This is a genomic window from Streptomyces sp. NPDC045778 (assembly GCF_056431945.1).
Window position 1 is genome coordinate 42,780 of record NZ_JBWKJZ010000042.1, and the last position, 14,900, is coordinate 57,679.

At 70.0% G+C, this 14,900-nt stretch carries 13 protein-coding genes and 1 pseudogene; 7 read left to right on the forward strand and 7 right to left on the reverse strand.

Annotated elements, in window-relative coordinates; all coding sequences use genetic code 11:
• Positions 1-277: 277 nt before the first annotated feature.
• The 3 genes from AC07GB_RS35310 to AC07GB_RS35320 form a co-directional block, all read right to left on the reverse strand.
• A complete protein-coding gene (locus AC07GB_RS35310) occupies positions 278-3,217 on the reverse strand; it encodes an NACHT domain-containing protein (RefSeq protein ID WP_478852828.1) in 2,940 nt (979 codons plus the stop codon).
• 153 nt (positions 3,218-3,370) lie between these two features.
• Complete coding sequence (locus AC07GB_RS35315; protein ID WP_478852830.1) at positions 3,371-3,886, reverse strand: endonuclease domain-containing protein; 516 nt, start codon at positions 3,884-3,886, stop codon at positions 3,371-3,373.
• Positions 3,887-4,123: 237 nt separating this feature from the next.
• Positions 4,124-4,870: a hypothetical protein gene (locus AC07GB_RS35320; protein WP_478852832.1), complete on the reverse strand. Its 747-nt coding sequence runs from the start codon at positions 4,868-4,870 to the stop codon at positions 4,124-4,126.
• Between the two features lie 750 nt (positions 4,871-5,620).
• On the opposite strand from AC07GB_RS35320, the gene AC07GB_RS35325 reads away from it, so the two are divergent.
• Positions 5,621-6,748 carry a hypothetical protein gene (locus tag AC07GB_RS35325; protein WP_478852834.1) on the forward strand — a complete coding sequence of 376 codons (1,128 nt, stop codon included), beginning with the start codon at positions 5,621-5,623 and terminating at the stop codon, positions 6,746-6,748.
• Between the two features lie 588 nt (positions 6,749-7,336).
• Here AC07GB_RS35325 and AC07GB_RS35330 read toward each other — a convergent pair.
• Positions 7,337-7,600, reverse strand: a complete 264-nt coding sequence (locus tag AC07GB_RS35330) for a hypothetical protein (protein ID WP_478852836.1) — start codon at positions 7,598-7,600, stop codon at positions 7,337-7,339.
• The gene (locus AC07GB_RS35335; protein WP_478852838.1) at positions 7,597-7,776 is read right to left on the reverse strand and encodes a hypothetical protein; all 180 of its coding nucleotides are present in this window, start codon (positions 7,774-7,776) and stop codon (positions 7,597-7,599) included. Before AC07GB_RS35335 ends, AC07GB_RS35330 begins: the two co-directional genes overlap by 4 nt.
• 659 nt (positions 7,777-8,435) lie before the next feature.
• Here AC07GB_RS35335 and AC07GB_RS35340 point away from each other — a divergent pair.
• The 3 genes from AC07GB_RS35340 to AC07GB_RS35350 all read left to right on the forward strand — a co-directional run bounded on the left by AC07GB_RS35340 (position 8,436) and on the right by AC07GB_RS35350 (position 10,324).
• On the forward strand, positions 8,436-8,918 hold the full coding sequence (locus AC07GB_RS35340; protein WP_478852840.1) for a hypothetical protein: 483 nt from the start codon (positions 8,436-8,438) through the stop codon (positions 8,916-8,918).
• A 75-nt stretch (positions 8,919-8,993) separates the two neighbouring features.
• Positions 8,994-9,305 carry a hypothetical protein gene (locus AC07GB_RS35345; RefSeq protein WP_478852842.1) on the forward strand — a complete coding sequence of 104 codons (312 nt, stop codon included), beginning with the start codon at positions 8,994-8,996 and terminating at the stop codon, positions 9,303-9,305.
• Positions 9,306-9,310: 5 nt separating this feature from the next.
• Positions 9,311-10,324, forward strand: a complete 1,014-nt coding sequence (locus AC07GB_RS35350) for a lysostaphin resistance A-like protein (RefSeq protein WP_478852844.1) — start codon at positions 9,311-9,313, stop codon at positions 10,322-10,324.
• A gap of 99 nt (positions 10,325-10,423) precedes the next feature.
• Here the strand turns inward: AC07GB_RS35350 and AC07GB_RS35355 are convergent.
• Positions 10,424-11,297, reverse strand: a pseudogene (locus AC07GB_RS35355) (methyltransferase domain-containing protein); the annotation flags it as partial.
• Between the two features lie 147 nt (positions 11,298-11,444).
• On the opposite strand from AC07GB_RS35355, the gene AC07GB_RS35360 reads away from it, so the two are divergent.
• From AC07GB_RS35360 to AC07GB_RS35370, 3 genes are all read left to right on the forward strand, one after another.
• Positions 11,445-11,816, forward strand: coding sequence for a tyrosine-type recombinase/integrase (locus tag AC07GB_RS35360; RefSeq protein WP_478852846.1), 372 nt, complete (start codon positions 11,445-11,447; stop codon positions 11,814-11,816).
• A 5-nt stretch (positions 11,817-11,821) separates the two neighbouring features.
• Positions 11,822-12,235, forward strand: a complete 414-nt coding sequence (locus tag AC07GB_RS35365) for a hypothetical protein (protein ID WP_478852848.1) — start codon at positions 11,822-11,824, stop codon at positions 12,233-12,235.
• A gap of 186 nt (positions 12,236-12,421) precedes the next feature.
• A complete protein-coding gene (locus tag AC07GB_RS35370) occupies positions 12,422-13,018 on the forward strand; it encodes a cysteine peptidase family C39 domain-containing protein (protein ID WP_478852850.1) in 597 nt (198 codons plus the stop codon).
• A 117-nt stretch (positions 13,019-13,135) separates the two neighbouring features.
• Here the strand turns inward: AC07GB_RS35370 and AC07GB_RS35375 are convergent, their stop codons facing one another.
• Positions 13,136-14,404 carry an MDR family MFS transporter gene (locus AC07GB_RS35375; protein WP_478852852.1) on the reverse strand — a complete coding sequence of 423 codons (1,269 nt, stop codon included), beginning with the start codon at positions 14,402-14,404 and terminating at the stop codon, positions 13,136-13,138.
• Between the last annotated feature and the right edge of the window lie 496 nt (positions 14,405-14,900).

The following is a 14,900-nucleotide window of genomic DNA, read 5'->3' on the forward strand; positions in this document are numbered from 1 at the left end:
CGGGCACAGACGCACCGCCCGCGCGGGCCCCCGAGGGGGCAGATCGCCGTACGGCCCGAGAGCGAAGAGAACCGGCGGCTGTCGCCAGAGTGGTCCTGCACGGTCCACTGCGACTGGTGTCAGCCGTCGTCCGCCGTTACGGCTTTGGAAGAGGCCCTTCTGCGGCTGACGGCGGACTGTTGCCGTGGCGGAGGGTGAAGTCCGAGATGGCGGGCTCCGCCTCGCCTGAGGTGGCGGCTGCGTGTGTCCATGGACGTCGCGGGGCGGGCCTGGGTCGTCATGTCGTGGGTGCGGTAGCTCGGGGGTCTTCCTGCGATCCCTCGTCGGTCGTGGCAAGACGCTGCTGCATGCGCAGGTGACGGAACTCGTAGTGAGCGCCGGATTGCCGCAGCACTCCTCTGCGGTGTGCTTCCTCGAGGAATGTCATGATCCGCCAGGGCAGTCGCCGCGTCAGTGCCAGCCAGATACGGGCAACTGCCAGTTGCCCCCAGGCGGTGAGTGCGAGCGCGGCGGTGCCCATCGGCACCCACATCTGCGCCGCGACATGGTCGAGCCCGCCTCGCGACGCGAACGCCCAGGCCAGGAGGACACACACTCCGCCCGTCATGACTGCCACGACTCCGGAGCGGGACAGTGACGCGATGCGGTCCGTGCGCAGGGTGACGTGCGGGTTGGCCGCCCGGATGAGATCGGAGGGGGTGCTGAGCGCACGGTAGAGACCCGAGACGGGGCCGCCGATCAGCGCGATCAGGACTCCGCCCATGGCACCGGGGAGCAGGAACCGGTCGATTGGATGCCGGGCGGCGCTCTCAGCGAGCCAGGTCCGGGACTGCTTGGGTAGCTCCGGCAGCATGTTCACCGCATCGGCCTCGGTATTGCTGTCGACGAGCACGCGCAGGTCGCCCTGGGCCACGCGGAAGGTCACCTGCGCGTCGAACGGCTCGCATTTATGTCCGCAGCTGGGCGGACGGCTGCCGTGAGGATAGGCCGCAGGCCGTGCATCCGCGCGTGGGTACACCAGGGTTCCGGCGATCTTCGTCGAGGACTCGGCGGTGCGGACACCGTCAGGTGTTTCCACGTGCGACCACTTCCCGAGTTGCCTGCCGTCCAGGTCGGGAGCCCTCGAGGTCTCCACCGCAGAGAACGCGTAGTCGGTGGCGCCCACCGTCACGCCTGCTGCCACGGCGACGAGTAGGCACACCGCCCACCCGTGCAGAAGCCCGGTCACGAAACGGCGGGCGATCCGGCCCTCACCGGCATGGGGAACGACTGTCCGCGCGCCCTGTCGCCTCGCTGCCGCACACAGGCACAGGGCCGCGGCGAAACACAAGGCGGCGGCGACCATCGGCCACGTGCCGAGACCGTGCCCGAACAGCCATGGCGTGACGATGACGAGCCCTGCCAGGGCGAGGAGGCCACTCCCGGCTTGTGCCGCGAGCCGGCCGGAAGGGCTGCCCGCCCAAGGCAGGCCGAGCGGCACCGCATGGCGGGCCAGCCCGGCAACCCCGAAGTACAGAGCGATCAACACGCCGAAGACCGCGCCCCCGAACAACTCGGCCGCCCAGCCGTCCGTGACCGTGCCGAACTGCAGCCCGAACTCCACGGAACCTCCGCTGAGGCCATACCCGAGGCTGGCCACGGCGGCCGTCGTCATACAGACCGTGAGGTGCCGGGGCAGGGCCGTGCGCCCTTCGCGCTGCTCCGCCGACAGGGGCAGGAGCAGGGCCAGCCCACCGGCGAATCCGACCAGGTTGCCGACCAGATTGGCGGCCAGCGACGGTCTGTCGTCGAAGACGAAGACATCGCCGCCAACGCTGGAGAACAGGATGGGGACGGCCAGGACGAACGTGAGCGCCTGCGCGAGCAGGGCGGGGGCCGCCAGTCGCAGCGTCCGCGGCACCCAGAGGTACAGTTCCCACCAGGCGAGCCGCTTGGACTCTCGCCGCTCCAGCTCGCGGGCCAGCCAGGCCAGCCAGCGCCTGGCGTCCGCTGCGCGCCACCGTGCGTCGACACCTTCATCCCCGAACGCGGCCGGCACGAACGCGTCGAGGAGATGCTCCTCGATCCGGGCTGCTGTCCCGAAACGATGGTCGTCCAGGAGCTCTCGGGGGTCTCGGGACACGTCGCCGTACACCGTGCGGGCCAGGGCCACCATGAGCGGGCTGGTCAGGATCTGCAGGAGCGCGTCGGCTGCCGGGGCGCGCGAATCCTCCCGCAGGGAGTCCAGCACCGGGGTCCACACTGTCGTGCGGCGATCGCCGGGACCGCGTACCGGGCGCGCGGTGCGCTCCAGATAGGACTTCGCCTCGGCGAACTCCAGCGGCATCAGCTCGAGGACCTCCGCACCGGTGAGTACGTCGCTGCACGCGACCGTGCGGCGCCAGGCCGTGGTCCGCGAGGTGACGAGCACCGGCATGTCGTCGTCCAGCTCGGCGTTGAGCCTGCGCATCGCGATGCCGTACAACGCCGGCGGCAGCTCGTCGAAGCCGTCGAGCACAGGCCAGATCAGTCCGGCGTCGAGCAGCGTCCCGGCCAGTACGGTGCCGTCGGTGGTGGCCGCCAGTGGCCGGTACTCCGCCGCGAGCCGCTCGACGAGCCAGGAACGCAGAGCGGTGGTGCCCGGGTCCCAGGCGGCCAGAGGAAAGATCACGGGCACGGCTGTGCCGGACGTGCGTTCCTTCAACAGGTCGAGTGTGCAGCACACGGCGAGCACACTCTTGCCCGAGCCCGGGCTTCCCAGCACGACCATGCGCCTGGACGGCACCTCCCCGAAGGCGGTGGCGATCGACGCCAGACAGTTGTCGCCGGACCGGGGCTCCGGCACCGGGCTACCACGCCGGATGTTCCGTGGGTCGTCCGTGAGCAGTCTGTCGGCCCGCTTCCAGCGCACGTCCAGCGGCTTCGGGTCCTGCAGCCGCCGCAGCCGCGCCTCCTGTGCCCATTGGACCCGTACCGCCTCGGCGAGCGCATCGGCAGTCTGCCGCAACACGGCACCGCGTTCTGGAGGTGCGTCCGTGCGACGCAGGACCTCCATAAGCAGTGCCGCAACAGACACTACGACGCCGACCACGGACACGACGAACGCGGGACCGTCGTATAGAGCTTGCCCGTGATTCCCGGCGCCGACCCGGCTGAGTGTGACGGCCAGCACGACCAGCGCCGCACAGCTGACCCCGACCCACAGCCTGCGTCGTGTCCAGACTTCCCGCCCGCGCATGCTGTCACCCCTCGTCTCATGTGGAACTGAGCGTTTCAGGGAAGAAACGTCCGGCGGCGGGCGAGTGGCCTTTTGCCGCGGGCGCTTAGTGGTGAACCGGGACGGCTGGTGCGCCGTGCACGCCCCGGACGGAGTGTGTGTTGCTTGAGCCGTTTACTGCAGCGGCGGCAGTAGCCCTGTAGTGGATTGTGAGGGCGGCGGTTGGTGGTGCTGGAAGGTGGTCGGGCCGGTCGTGAGCCAGCGGAATTGGAGGGCTGGCGGGGTGCGCCAGTATTCCTCGAAGCAGTGCGGTGGGGGGTGCACGCACATGCGGTTGCGGTGGAAGTAGTCGGTCTCCAGGCGGTTGCACGAGACGCACAGCAGGCCGCGGACGAGACCAGTGCGGTGATCGTGGTCGATCGTGGCGGGGGAGGCGGGGCAGCAGGCGCAGCGTCCGCCCTGCAGGTCGAACAGGCGCCACCACACGTACCAGCGGGGGATCTTGGTGCCCTTCCAGTTGTAGGGCAGCGGCCCCGTCCACGGCCTGGCGATATACAGCGGCCATATGGCGAGCTGGCGCTGTCCGCAGCGCTGGCTGTGGGGAACGAGCGCGGCGGCCACGGGTTCACCGAGCCGGTCCTCGGGCAGCGGGCGGCATCCGTTGATCCTGGGGCACGGAGTGGTGTTCATGCCGCGTTGGGGGTCCCACAGGTGGTAGAGCCCGCTGCCTGAGACTGCGCGGCGCGCGAGTTCGGGCGTGCGGGGCCCCTGCGCGCTCGTGGGGCGGGAGGCGCAGGGCTGGTACCCCATCGGCATCGGCGGCCACAGACGAGGCGGTTCGTGGACAAGGGCGTGGGTTGACACTGTGTGCCTGCTACGGGCCTGGTCGGCGGCTTGGGCGCCGCCGGGCCGGGAGCTGTCGCTCGGTCATGCGGGTCCGCCCGCCTCAACGCGCGTGCAGAGGTGCGCGGTCGGGCAGGTGGAGCAGCCCCTTTTCTGGGCGAGCTCGGCTACGGAGGCGAACAGTTCGCGGGCCCGTTCCTCCGATCCGATGCCCTCGTGCCTGGCGAACTGCTTGGGATCGGCTTCGGTGCCTGCGGACATGTGGGCTCTGATGAAGGCCAGCGCGGCGAACTCGTCGGGCGGCAGTTCGCCGGGCCGGGCGGGAACGCAGGTCTTCGGGACGAGCATGTCCTCGGCATCCTCGGGGAAGATCCACGGGTCGCCGGGGCGCTGCGGGGGCTGGCTGACGATGCGGACCAGCGGGATGTCGTCGTCCCCTTGGACCAGGAGGGCGCCCACAGAGTGGAGCCGGTGAATGCTCTCGCGGATGTCACCGCCGGTGGAGCCGGTTCCCATCGCGGCTGCGACGTCCTGGATGGGGACCAGTTCCACGTCCTCACCGCCGTTGGACAGAGGGATGGAGCCCGTGTCCAGGACCATGTCGAGGTGGACGGCCTGCATTGGCACCAGGCCCCGGTAGAGCGGCCGCAGCCGTGCGAAACGCCGCATCAGGTCGATCGCTTCCTCGTCCAGGCGGGGATCGACGACGGCCTCAGAGGTGAGCTGCGGATCGACATTGATCCACTCGTCGTAGCCGGGAGGCTGCAACTGCTGGAGGGTGTAGGGCCCCTTCCGCTGACGTCCCGGCTTGCCGGACTTCTTCCTGCCCATCGTGACTCCTCCTCCACCTGACGGGCACCCGTGCACCCTGCCGCCGACCTCACATGCCCCACGAGAGGGAAGCCGCTCGCCACTCCAGTGCCGACGCGTAGCGCACCCGGCCCGCCGATCGCCGACGCCTGAGTCCTGTCTGGGGGGAGAACGCACGCCAGCCGGCAACGACGCGGCACAGCACCCCAATTCCCGCGATCAGCCCATCCAGGCGAGTTCCGATGCGCCTGGCGGCCGACCGTTCCCCGCATCGCCGCCCCGCCCGAGGGTTCCCCGGAGATCAGTCCCACGCCAGCGGCGCAGCGGTCGCAGGGCGGGCGAGCGGCAGGTCGGCCAGGGACTGCTCGGCATCCGCTCGCAGACGGGTGAACCGGGCCTTCATGTCCGGCTCGGCAGGCTTTCAGCCGCGCGGTGTCCGGGTCCGCCGCGGCGGGGCATGAGCTCGTGGGGCCGGGCGAGAGCGCAGTCGGGCTGTGATCGCCCGGAGCCCGGCACAGCGGCGGTCTTGGACGGTAGTTCCGCGTGGACCGGAATCGGGGCGGCCCCTGCCCTCGGCCGGTGCGGCACGCTGCCCGGCTCGGTGAGGACGTTCTGGCGTATGGGCGTGGTGGACAAGGTGCGGGCGGTGAAGCGTCACCACCGGGACTCGCGAGCTGTGCCCTGCGCCCGGAGTTCCACGCACCCGTGACGAACCTCTCCATAGGCCGTTTACTCGTCAATACAGTGTCAAATTAGGCATAGGTGGGCGTGATGGGGAAGAGAGCACAGCAGAAGCGGGCGGCCAAGCGCGCCAAGCAGGCGAAGCAGCGCACGACCCTGTCAGGCAACGACGCCTTCGCGGCGATGGCGGAAGTCCTGCCGCAACTGGCGGCGATGGACGCCATCCTTGCCGGTCCCCTGGCCACGCCGTGGGGCGACTTCACCGACACCTACGCCACGGTCGCCGACGCCGTCGCCGCGGCGGAGAAGAGCGGCGGGCTCCTGTCGTGCTACTCCTTCGACGACTCCGGAGAATACGAGCGCAGCCTGCGCCGGAACAGCGACGGCTGGGCATACGAGGTAACGCTCTATCCGCGCGGCACCCTGCGGGAGCTGGTGAAGACGAGCTGGCTGGACGCGGACGACCGGGACCAGGCCGTGGAGCAGCTGCGCCGCGCGCTGGCCGCCTACGTACCCCAGAGCCTGCACCGCCCGGGCCTGGAGACCGTGCAGCGGCCGTCGACCACGAGCATGCCGCGCATCGGCTGGACGCAGAGCCTTCCGGTGGCCGGGATGCAGACGTGGGAGGACGTGCGCCTGGCGGAGAAGCAGCTGCCGCTGTTCGACCTGGCACCGCTGGCCGACGGCCCCGGCGGCTGGTGCCTGGTGCTGCCAGAAGAGACGTTCGCCTTGTTCCGCGCGCACGGCCTGTCCGCGCGCGAGTGCGCCGGCTGCGGGGCGCCGGTGACCGACCGTCACCCGCACTGGCCAGGCGTGCTGGTCAGCGTGGAGAACGAGGGCGGGCCGGTCTGCGACCGCTCCCGTCTCGGGGGAGAGTCTCTGCAGCGGGTCGGCCATGTCCTCGATGCCGCCCAGGCCCGCCCGGCCGGGAAGCTGACCGGCAAGGAGCAGAAGGTCCAGTGCCAGCACTGCGAGGTGCACATCACCGAGCAGCACCCCGACTGGCCCGGCGTATGGGCCGAGGCCGGCGGATACAGTCGCCCCGTCTGCGCAGTGGTCGGTTCCGGCTGCGACGACGGCCAGGCGTACGACCTGATCGACTGTGTCTACCCGCACATCCCGGTGGGCGCCACCAGCCCGGCCGCCTCCGCCGTCACCACTGCCCGGAAGGACGGGTACTTCCTCCAGCCGCGCCTGCCACGCTTCCTGCCGGGCTGAGCGCACTCGCCTGCTGGAAGGGGCCGCCGGTTCCTGGAAGGCGTGAGGCCGGGGGCTCGGGGCCTGGCCGGGGGAACCGGACTGGCACATGGCCGGGCCCGGTTGCCGTGACCGCGTGCGGCGGGTGAACCACCGTGCTGGCTGCGCGGTGGACCGCTGTTTTGCCCGAGGGCTCATACCCGCTCAGTCTTCGGTCGCCAGCGTCGACAGCGTGGTGACGAAGGACTCGATCCAGCGGTGGCCTGGCGGGGAAGGGGCTTTGAGGAGCGGCACTGCGCGCGGCCAGTTCGCTCACGTGCACCCTGACAGAGACCGGCCTGGGCAGAGCTCTGCACTCGGCCCGGCGTCCGCTGGGTGAGCCGCTGGTGTCCCGGCGGCTCTGCCAGACTGCCGGGTGGGCCAGGGACAGCGGTGACCGGGAGGCGGCGTGCGGCGTCGGGTGTGGCGGTGGAGCGTGGCCGCGTGGGGCGTCCTCGTGATCGTGGGAGGTCTGTTCACCCTTGCCCTGCAGGCCGGTCAGGCCAGTCAGGGCGGCGGGGCTGCGGATCCCGGGAGCCGCACGCCGGACAGGCCGGTCAGCACCAGCACCTACCTCCCGTGCCCGGCCCCGCCCGGAGAGGAAGAGGGAGCCACGCTACGCGCGTGCGCCGTGTCCGACGGCTGACCTGCGGGCCCGGGGCCGTGCCGCTCCCCGGCCTGCAGCAGCTTGGTGGCCAGGCCCTTGGCCCCGGCCAGGCGCCGGGCGGCGTCGATCCCGTGCCGCTGGGCGCACCGCTCGATCAGCACCTGGCGCTCGTCGGCGGCCGCCGGTATGACGGCGTCGCCGCACGCCTCGGGGCCGAGGCCGGTCACAGCAGGCTTCGGCGGATGGCCGCCGACTTGGCGGCCTCGGCCACGTCGACGTGCTGGACGTCGCACCAGCGGGCGGTGTCGTAGCCCGCGGCGTAGTCCCACGGCGCCGCGAGTAGGACCAGCCGGTTCCACTGGCGGCGCCGGGCCCGCAGGAGCCGCCCCGTCCCGCGATTCACCAAACGAGCCGATTCCCGTACCGACAAGGCCCAACTGGAGCTAGTGAACCCGGGGGAAAGGTGACTGGGCAGACGGTCGCCGAAGTCAGACACGGATAGTCGGCACGGGTGCGCGACTTGTAATCCTGTGGCCAAGGGCGCCCTGGGACCCATGACCACAAATTCCGTGTACACGGCTCCAGATCAGGCTCTAAACGACATCGAGACGTATGGGCGTGCCGTGGAAGACGGCGAGATGGCGTTGCAGGAAGCCGTGGCAGCGCTGGTCACCGCCAGCGATGGCGGCATGGCTCCGCTGGGAGCCGCTGACCTCCTGGCGAATTGGAAGACTCCCCCTCCGAATACGCGGAGGTGGAGCCTGAAGATCACCCTTCCTGGGGCTCAGCGCGGACACTCCGCCCCGCACCGGCTCCATGTGCGCCCCGGTCCGGGGGAGTTACGGGCTGGCCTTCAAGGGCTGTTCGGCCCTATTGGCGGGGTCCTGTTCCCCTTCAGGATAGTTGACGTCTGAAGCAATATCAGGACTGCGGGTCAGTGGCGGCGTTGAGCTGTCCTGTCACAGGAGCTGCCCCGCTGTTGACCAAGCAGGAGTGGAAGCGGCCGCATCCCGTCAAAGACCACGGCCGCCCACCCGTGTGAATACACAAGGGAGAGAGTACGTGAAGCGCACAACCCTGCGCATGAGCGCGGCCACGGCTGTGGCCGTTGTGGCCTTCGGTATCGCTGCCCCGGCCGCTTCGGCCGTCGAGGAGCACCGCGCCGAGGCCCCCGTCGCTGCCGCCTCCCCGGCGGAATCTGCCTTCGGCGCTGCCGAGGCCGGGGCTCTGCTGGCCACGCCTGCAGTCCATGCCGAGCTCACCCCGGAGGCCCGCGCCGAGCTGCAGGCTGTCGCCGGCGGCAGCGCCACCGAAGCCCAGACCAAGGGCGCTGCCTCGTCCGCGGCCAAGGCGTTCTGGAAGCTGGTCAAGAAGGCGGGCCCGAAGGTCGTCAAGGCGGCGAAGAAGGCGGCCGGGAAGTACTCCACCTTCCGTAACTGGGTTGACGGCCTGAAGTGGTACAACCCGATCAAGCTGACATGGATGGCGGCGGGTCAGGAAGTCCAGTACCGCATCTGGAAGTTCGTCCACAGCCAGACCGGCTGACACCCGCCCGGCCGCGGGGACGGGCGCCGTCCCCTGTGCCCGGCCCTGCGGCCGCCCATCCTCAAGAAAGCACACATGCCTTCCTCACCCCCCACCCCCGACGAAACGGCCATGGCCTCGCCGCGGAATCGCACCGAGACCGTCCTCGCCGCACTGCTGCTGATCGCATTCGTCGGCTTCTTGTGCCTGTTCGTCGCCGACGCCCGCCACAACGACACCCTCGCCACCATCGGCCTGGCCCTGCACTGGGCATCCGGAGCAGGCACCCTGGCCACCATCATCCTCAGCCGCACCGTGCTGCGCCGCTGGCGCTCCGGCTTCGACTGGATCTTCGCGGCCCTGTGGTGCGTGCGCACAGTCCTCATATTCCTCAACGGCGAGATGTAGCCCCGATGCCCGACCGTCCTGCTGCGCACGAGCCGCCCACCCGCCCCGCCAGCGTGCCTTGGGAGAACTGGCCGCCGCCGCAGCTGGATCCCACCGCCAGTCCGAAACCGGGCCCCACCCCGGCCCCGCCCGGGACGCCCTACCACGCGCAGGGCAAGAACGGCCGGGCCACCAGAGGTGACTGGTGGGGCGAGCTCCTGCTAGTCGTGGGCCTGATCGTGGTGACCGTTCTCGGCGTCTACGTGATCGGCATGGTCCTCGCGGACATACTGCACGCCGGTCCGGCCGCTGCCGACAGCGACCAGGTGTTCTCCTCCCCGCTCGCCGACATGGCTCTGCAACTGGCCGCACTGGGAGCTGCCGTGCCCGCCGTCCTGGCGGGCGTGCGCCGCTTCGGCCGCCGCCCAGCCGGCACGGTCTCCTCCGTCACCGGCGGCCTGCGTTGGAGCTGGCTCCTGCGCTGTGGCATGGTGGCCCTTCCCGTGATGATCGTGCAGTTGGGGCTGCTGCTGGCGTGGACCTGGGACGCGGACAGCTCCACGTCATCGGGGCAGGGCTTCCCTGGCTGGCCGATGCTGTTGCTGAACCTCGCGGTGCTGTGGACACTGATCCCGTTCCAGGCCGCCGCCGAGGAGTATGTGTTCCGCGGCTGGCTCCCCCAGCTCACAGGACGGGTCACCCGATCTCCGTGGCCGGGCATCGCCCTCGCCTCGCTGCTCTTCGCTCTGGCCCACGGCTTCGGCGAGCCCACCGGGTTCGCGTTGCTGTTCTACTCCGCGATGTGGTGGGGCTGGCTGGTCATCCGCACCGGCGGCCTGGAGGCCGTGATCGCCCTGCACACAGCCAACAACGCCCTGGCCATCGGCCTGGCCGCCGCCTTCGGCGAGCTCGCCGACGATGGCACCGCGGCCGACGCCCCCTGGCAGGCCCTCGTCCTCGAGGTGGTCTTCACCCCGCTGTACTGCCTGACCATGGCACGCCTCGCCGACCGGTACACACTTGCCTCCCGGACCCCGTAACCGCCGCCCTCGGGACCAACCTGGTTCGCTGCCGCGCTGGATCGGTAACGGCCTGGCCAGGGCCTGGCTGCGGGGTGGGGCTGGTGTGTGCGGGCCGTTTCAGGGCTGCGGCAGGTGCAGGGGCGGCAGGTGTGGGTGCTGCAGGTGCTGCCCGCCCTCGTGGACGCGGAGGGTGAAGGTTTCAGGTCCTGGCCGCCCGGCCGCGTGGTGGGCGTCCAGGAGGTGCTCGATGCGTTCCCACAGCTTGACCGGGCCGGCCTCGCGCACGGCCCATCCGCCGTCGTCGTGGGGGGGTGAGGATGGCAGCGGAGCCGGTGGTGACGTCGATCAGGTGCACTGCCTGTCCTACGTAGGTCATCTGTGCGTTGGGGATGGTGCTTTGGGCGAGGAAGCGCAGGTGGAAGGCTTCCTTGGTGGCGGCGCTGAGCCATTGCGGTCCGTGCTGGGTCCGGCGGGCCGTCTCGGGCAGCTCGGCGGCCCAGTGGGCGGGGTTGCCGAAGGCGGGGGCGGCGTGGGTGCGTGCGGACATGAAGGAGATGGTGCCGCCCAGCAGCGGCCCGTGGGCGGTGCCGTCCCGGTCCACGGTCAGCAGGACGCGGGCGTAGCCGTGGAGCCAGCCGGACAGGGTGAGCAGGATCTTCCCGCCGGGCCGGGTCTGTGCGATCAGGGCGGGCGGGACGGCGCGGAAGGAACAGGCGGCGACGATCCGGTCGAAGGGGGCCTCGGGCCAGTACCCGTACAGTCCGTCGGCCACGGCCAGGGTCGGGGCGAAGCCGCAGTCGGACAGCGCGCCCGCGGCCGTCTGGAGCCGGCCGCTGTCGATCTCGATCGAGGTGATGCCGCCGGAGCCGAGGCGCTGGCAGGCCAGTGCGGTGGAGTAGCCGGTCCCGGTGCCGATCTCCAGCACCGTGTGCCCCTCCCGCACGTCGGCGTCGGCCCACACCCCGACCACCAAGCCAGGCCGCCACGAAGACAAACCCCACCTCAACCCCCATAGCGAGCCGCGCCCCGAAAGGCCACACCCGCCCCGAACCCCGCCGACGCTCACCCCGCCAACGGGGCCTGGGCCAAGCGGCAGCCGACCGCCGCGCCGGGCCGTTGGAAGCCTGTCGACCGTCTGGTGGTCCTCGCCTACGACCAGTACGTGATGGAGCGGATGGCGCTGCCGCACGGCCCCGGCAGCGACTTCGTGCTGGTGAACCTGTTCGCCGAGCCGCTCGGCGCCCCGATGACCCCCGACTCGATCACCGAGTTGTTCGGGCGGCTGTCGAAGCGTGCCGGGCTGAGCCGGAACGTCACACCGCGGATGCTGCGCCGGGCGGCGGGCAGCAATCTCGCGGACGCGGGCGGTGGGCAGGACGAGATCACCGCGCTGCTGGACCACTCCCGGCTGTCCAGCGCGGAGCCGTACCTGACACCGGCTCCGGACCGCCTGCGGGACGCGGTGGACGCGGTGCCCTCGCCCCGCGAGTTCACCGGGGGTGCCCGATGAGTCGCATGCTCACGCCCGTGGTCACGTCTCCGGCCCCGGGAACGGACGCATCCGATGCCGAGGTGACCGCCTTCCTGTGGTCCATGATCAGCGAGGAGTTCCTTGCCGAGGCGGGCTGGAACGCCGAGCGTCGCGTGATGACGCCGACAGGCCATCCCACCATGGGCGGCAGGCGCTGTCCGGTGCCGAACTGCGAGTCGCCGGTGCGCGGGAAGAAGCTGTGCAGCACCTGCTACAGCCGGCACCGGAAGTCCGGCATGCCTGTGGAGGAGTTCGTCAGGGTTCCCCGCACCTCGCGGCATCTCCACCTGGGTACCGAGAACTGCCGGGTCTCGGGCTGTGAACGCCCGTGGATCAACTCGGGCAACGAGCCGGTGTGCCGGGCTCACCGCTGGCGAGCGGCGCCCGCAGCTCGCTGATGATCTACGGACGCCGGTAGGAGGCCGAGATGGCCACCGCTGTCGAGCGATGGGACGATATAGCCTGGGCGTGTGAGTGAGGCGATCTTGGGGCGCGGTGTTCTGTCAGGCGCTAAACACCCGCGTGATCGGTGCGGGCCCTGTCACGCCACGGGGGTGCCGCGGGCGGGGAACGTCCATCATCCCGTGCCCGCTGTCACCCAGTACCAGTCGCCGGAGTTCATCGCAGCCATCGCGTACGAGGGGGCGGACCCGGCGGATGACCCCTTGTGGTGGCGGTCGGGAGCCGACAGCCGGAAGGAGTACGGGTTCTGGTCGCGGAGGTCCTGCGGGATGACCTGTCTCCAGATGGTGCTGGCGCACAGGGGGCAGTCGGTGCCGCCGTTGCAGCACCTCATGCGCGACGGCATCGCTCGCGGCGCCTACCAGCCGAAGGAGGACGGAAGTGTCCTCGGTCTCCTGTACGCGCCTTTCCTGCAGTACGTGCGTGAGGTGCACCAACTCGACGGTGCTGTACATCCCGCACTGTCCCTTCGGGAGCTGAGTGAGGAGTTGGACCACGGTGGGATGGTGCTGGCCTCGGTGCACAAGGAGATCCGCCGGCCTTCGCTGCCGGCTCCGGGGCGGGGCGGGCATCTCGTTCTGGTCATTGGGCGGGACAGCCGAGGCGTCCACTTTCGCAACCCGTCCGGCCACACCGAGGAAGCACGGTACGGACTGCTGCCCGCCGAGGTGTTCGAGACATTCTTCGGTCGGCGCGGGGTGACTCTTCGGGTCGGCTGACCGCGGCAGGCGCTCAAGACCGGTGCCCAGGGCCTGTGCTACCAACCAGGCTGTCAGGCTGTGGCTTCGTCGAAATCCGTCCGTTGGATTCAGGCTGGAACCTGTTCTGGTCGTACTTCAGCGCGGCGCCGGAGTCTCGGTGGCTACCGGAGCCTCGGCCGACGCCGCCGAGTCCTCCGTCGGCAAGTCCCGCATCAGCGCCCAGTACCCGGCTGCGGCGATGGTGCCGAGCACCGCGCAGACGCCCCACAGCCAGTCCGCACCGAAGCGGTCGATCACAAAGCCAGCCATCAGCGGGGCCACCAGGGCCGCCACCGACCAGGACACGGTGTAGACGCCCTGGTAGTGGCCGCGTCCCTGCACCGGCGAGAGGCGGACCACCAGACCCATCTGGGTGGGGGAGTTGATGATCTCGGCGAGTGTCCACACGCACACAGTCAGTGCGAAGAAGCCGATCGAGCCCGCGAAGGCGGTGAGCCCGAATCCGTAACCCGCGGTCAGCGCAGAGAGGACGAGCAGATTCTGCGGGTCGCGGTGCTCTATGAAGCGGGTGACCGGGATCTGCAGCGCAACGATCAGAATGGCGTTGACCGCGATGGTGAGACCGAAGTCGGAGGCCGAGAAGCCGGCCTCGCCCATCGCCACCGGCAGGCCCACAGACGACTGAGCGAAGATCAGCGACATCAGGAAGGACAGCCCGACCACGCCCATGAAGCGGCCGTCCCCTAGGACCGTACGCATGTTGACATCCGGCACCGGAAGGTTTCCTTCGGCCTTTAGGTGGGAGCGCTCGGGCCGTGACTCCGGCAGCTTCAGGAAGACCAGCACCGCGCAGATCATCGTCAGCGCGGCCTCCGCCAGGAAGCCCGCGCGATAGCTGTACTGCGCGATGAATCCGGCGCCCGCCGAGGAGAGGGCGAAGCCCAAATTCATCGCCCAGTAGTTCAGGGCGAAGGCACGGACCCGGTCCTCAGGGTGGATGATGTCCGCCATCATGGCCTGCACGGCGGGCCGCGAGGCGCTGGACGCCATGCCGACCATGAAGGCCACGCCCGCGATCGCCACCGGGTTCTCCATGAAGCCGAGCACCGCTACCGACACCGAGGTCGATGCCTGGGCGATCAGCAGGGTGGGGCGGCGCCCGATCCGGTCCGTCATTACCCCCGCACCGAACGAGGAGACGACACTGCCGAGGCCCAACAGGGCGGCCACAAGTCCCGCGTAGGAGGCCGAGTAGCCCCGGTCCAGGGTCAGGTACAAGGCCATGAATGTGGCGACGAAAGCCCCGAGCCTATTGACCAAGGTGCTGGTCCAGAGCCACCAGAACTCGCGGGGGAGCCCGGCGACACTCTCCCTTGCGGCCCGTCTCATCGAGACAATGGACATGGTGCTCCCCCTAGCGTTGTAAGGCTCTCTTGCGGTACTTGAAACTTACAGTTGGGCCTAGGCCCCAGATCTTGATCATGTCTATGCGGCTCGGGTCAGGGCAGTTCGTGTTGAGTGGAGGGCGTTCTCGTAGGTGACCCGCCGTCAACTCCGTTATCCAACGCGCCGCCACGCGTAGTGGAGCTGAAGGGTCGAGGTCACCACGACGACCGAGGCGAAAGGTCCGTCGCGCAGGCAAAGCCAGAGGCTGACGGGCGTCATGTGCTCGGCTGGCGGAACCGCGGGCACGCCGTCCATCGCGGCGGCGGCCGAAGCACAAGGCACCAAAGACGAACAGCCGAAGGTGTGCGGGAAGCCCGCGGCTCGCTGGAAAACCGGAAGGCATGCAGTAGACCTAGGGGGCCCACGCGGTCGGACAAGCGACCGAAGGGGACCCCAACCTGGGGACTGACCAGCCCGGAGATCGTCAGCCTGACCCAAATATTCCACCTACTTC

What these genes read in the sequence shown, in the direction of transcription:
- AC07GB_RS35375 (WP_478852852.1), bottom strand. Translation starts at nt 14,404, where the DNA reads ATGTCCATTGTCTCGATGAGACGGGCCGCAAGGGAGAGTGTCGCCGGG.
- AC07GB_RS35350 (WP_478852844.1), top strand. Translation starts at nt 9,311, where the DNA reads ATGCCCGACCGTCCTGCTGCGCACGAGCCGCCCACCCGCCCCGCCAGC.
- AC07GB_RS35345 (WP_478852842.1), top strand. Translation starts at nt 8,994, where the DNA reads ATGCCTTCCTCACCCCCCACCCCCGACGAAACGGCCATGGCCTCGCCG.
- AC07GB_RS35315 (WP_478852830.1), bottom strand. Translation starts at nt 3,886, where the DNA reads ATGAACACCACTCCGTGCCCCAGGATCAACGGATGCCGCCCGCTGCCC.
- AC07GB_RS35365 (WP_478852848.1), top strand. Translation starts at nt 11,822, where the DNA reads ATGCTCACGCCCGTGGTCACGTCTCCGGCCCCGGGAACGGACGCATCC.
- AC07GB_RS35310 (WP_478852828.1), bottom strand. Translation starts at nt 3,217, where the DNA reads ATGCGCGGGCGGGAAGTCTGGACACGACGCAGGCTGTGGGTCGGGGTC.
- AC07GB_RS35320 (WP_478852832.1), bottom strand. Translation starts at nt 4,870, where the DNA reads ATGGGCAGGAAGAAGTCCGGCAAGCCGGGACGTCAGCGGAAGGGGCCC.
- AC07GB_RS35325 (WP_478852834.1), top strand. Translation starts at nt 5,621, where the DNA reads ATGGGGAAGAGAGCACAGCAGAAGCGGGCGGCCAAGCGCGCCAAGCAG.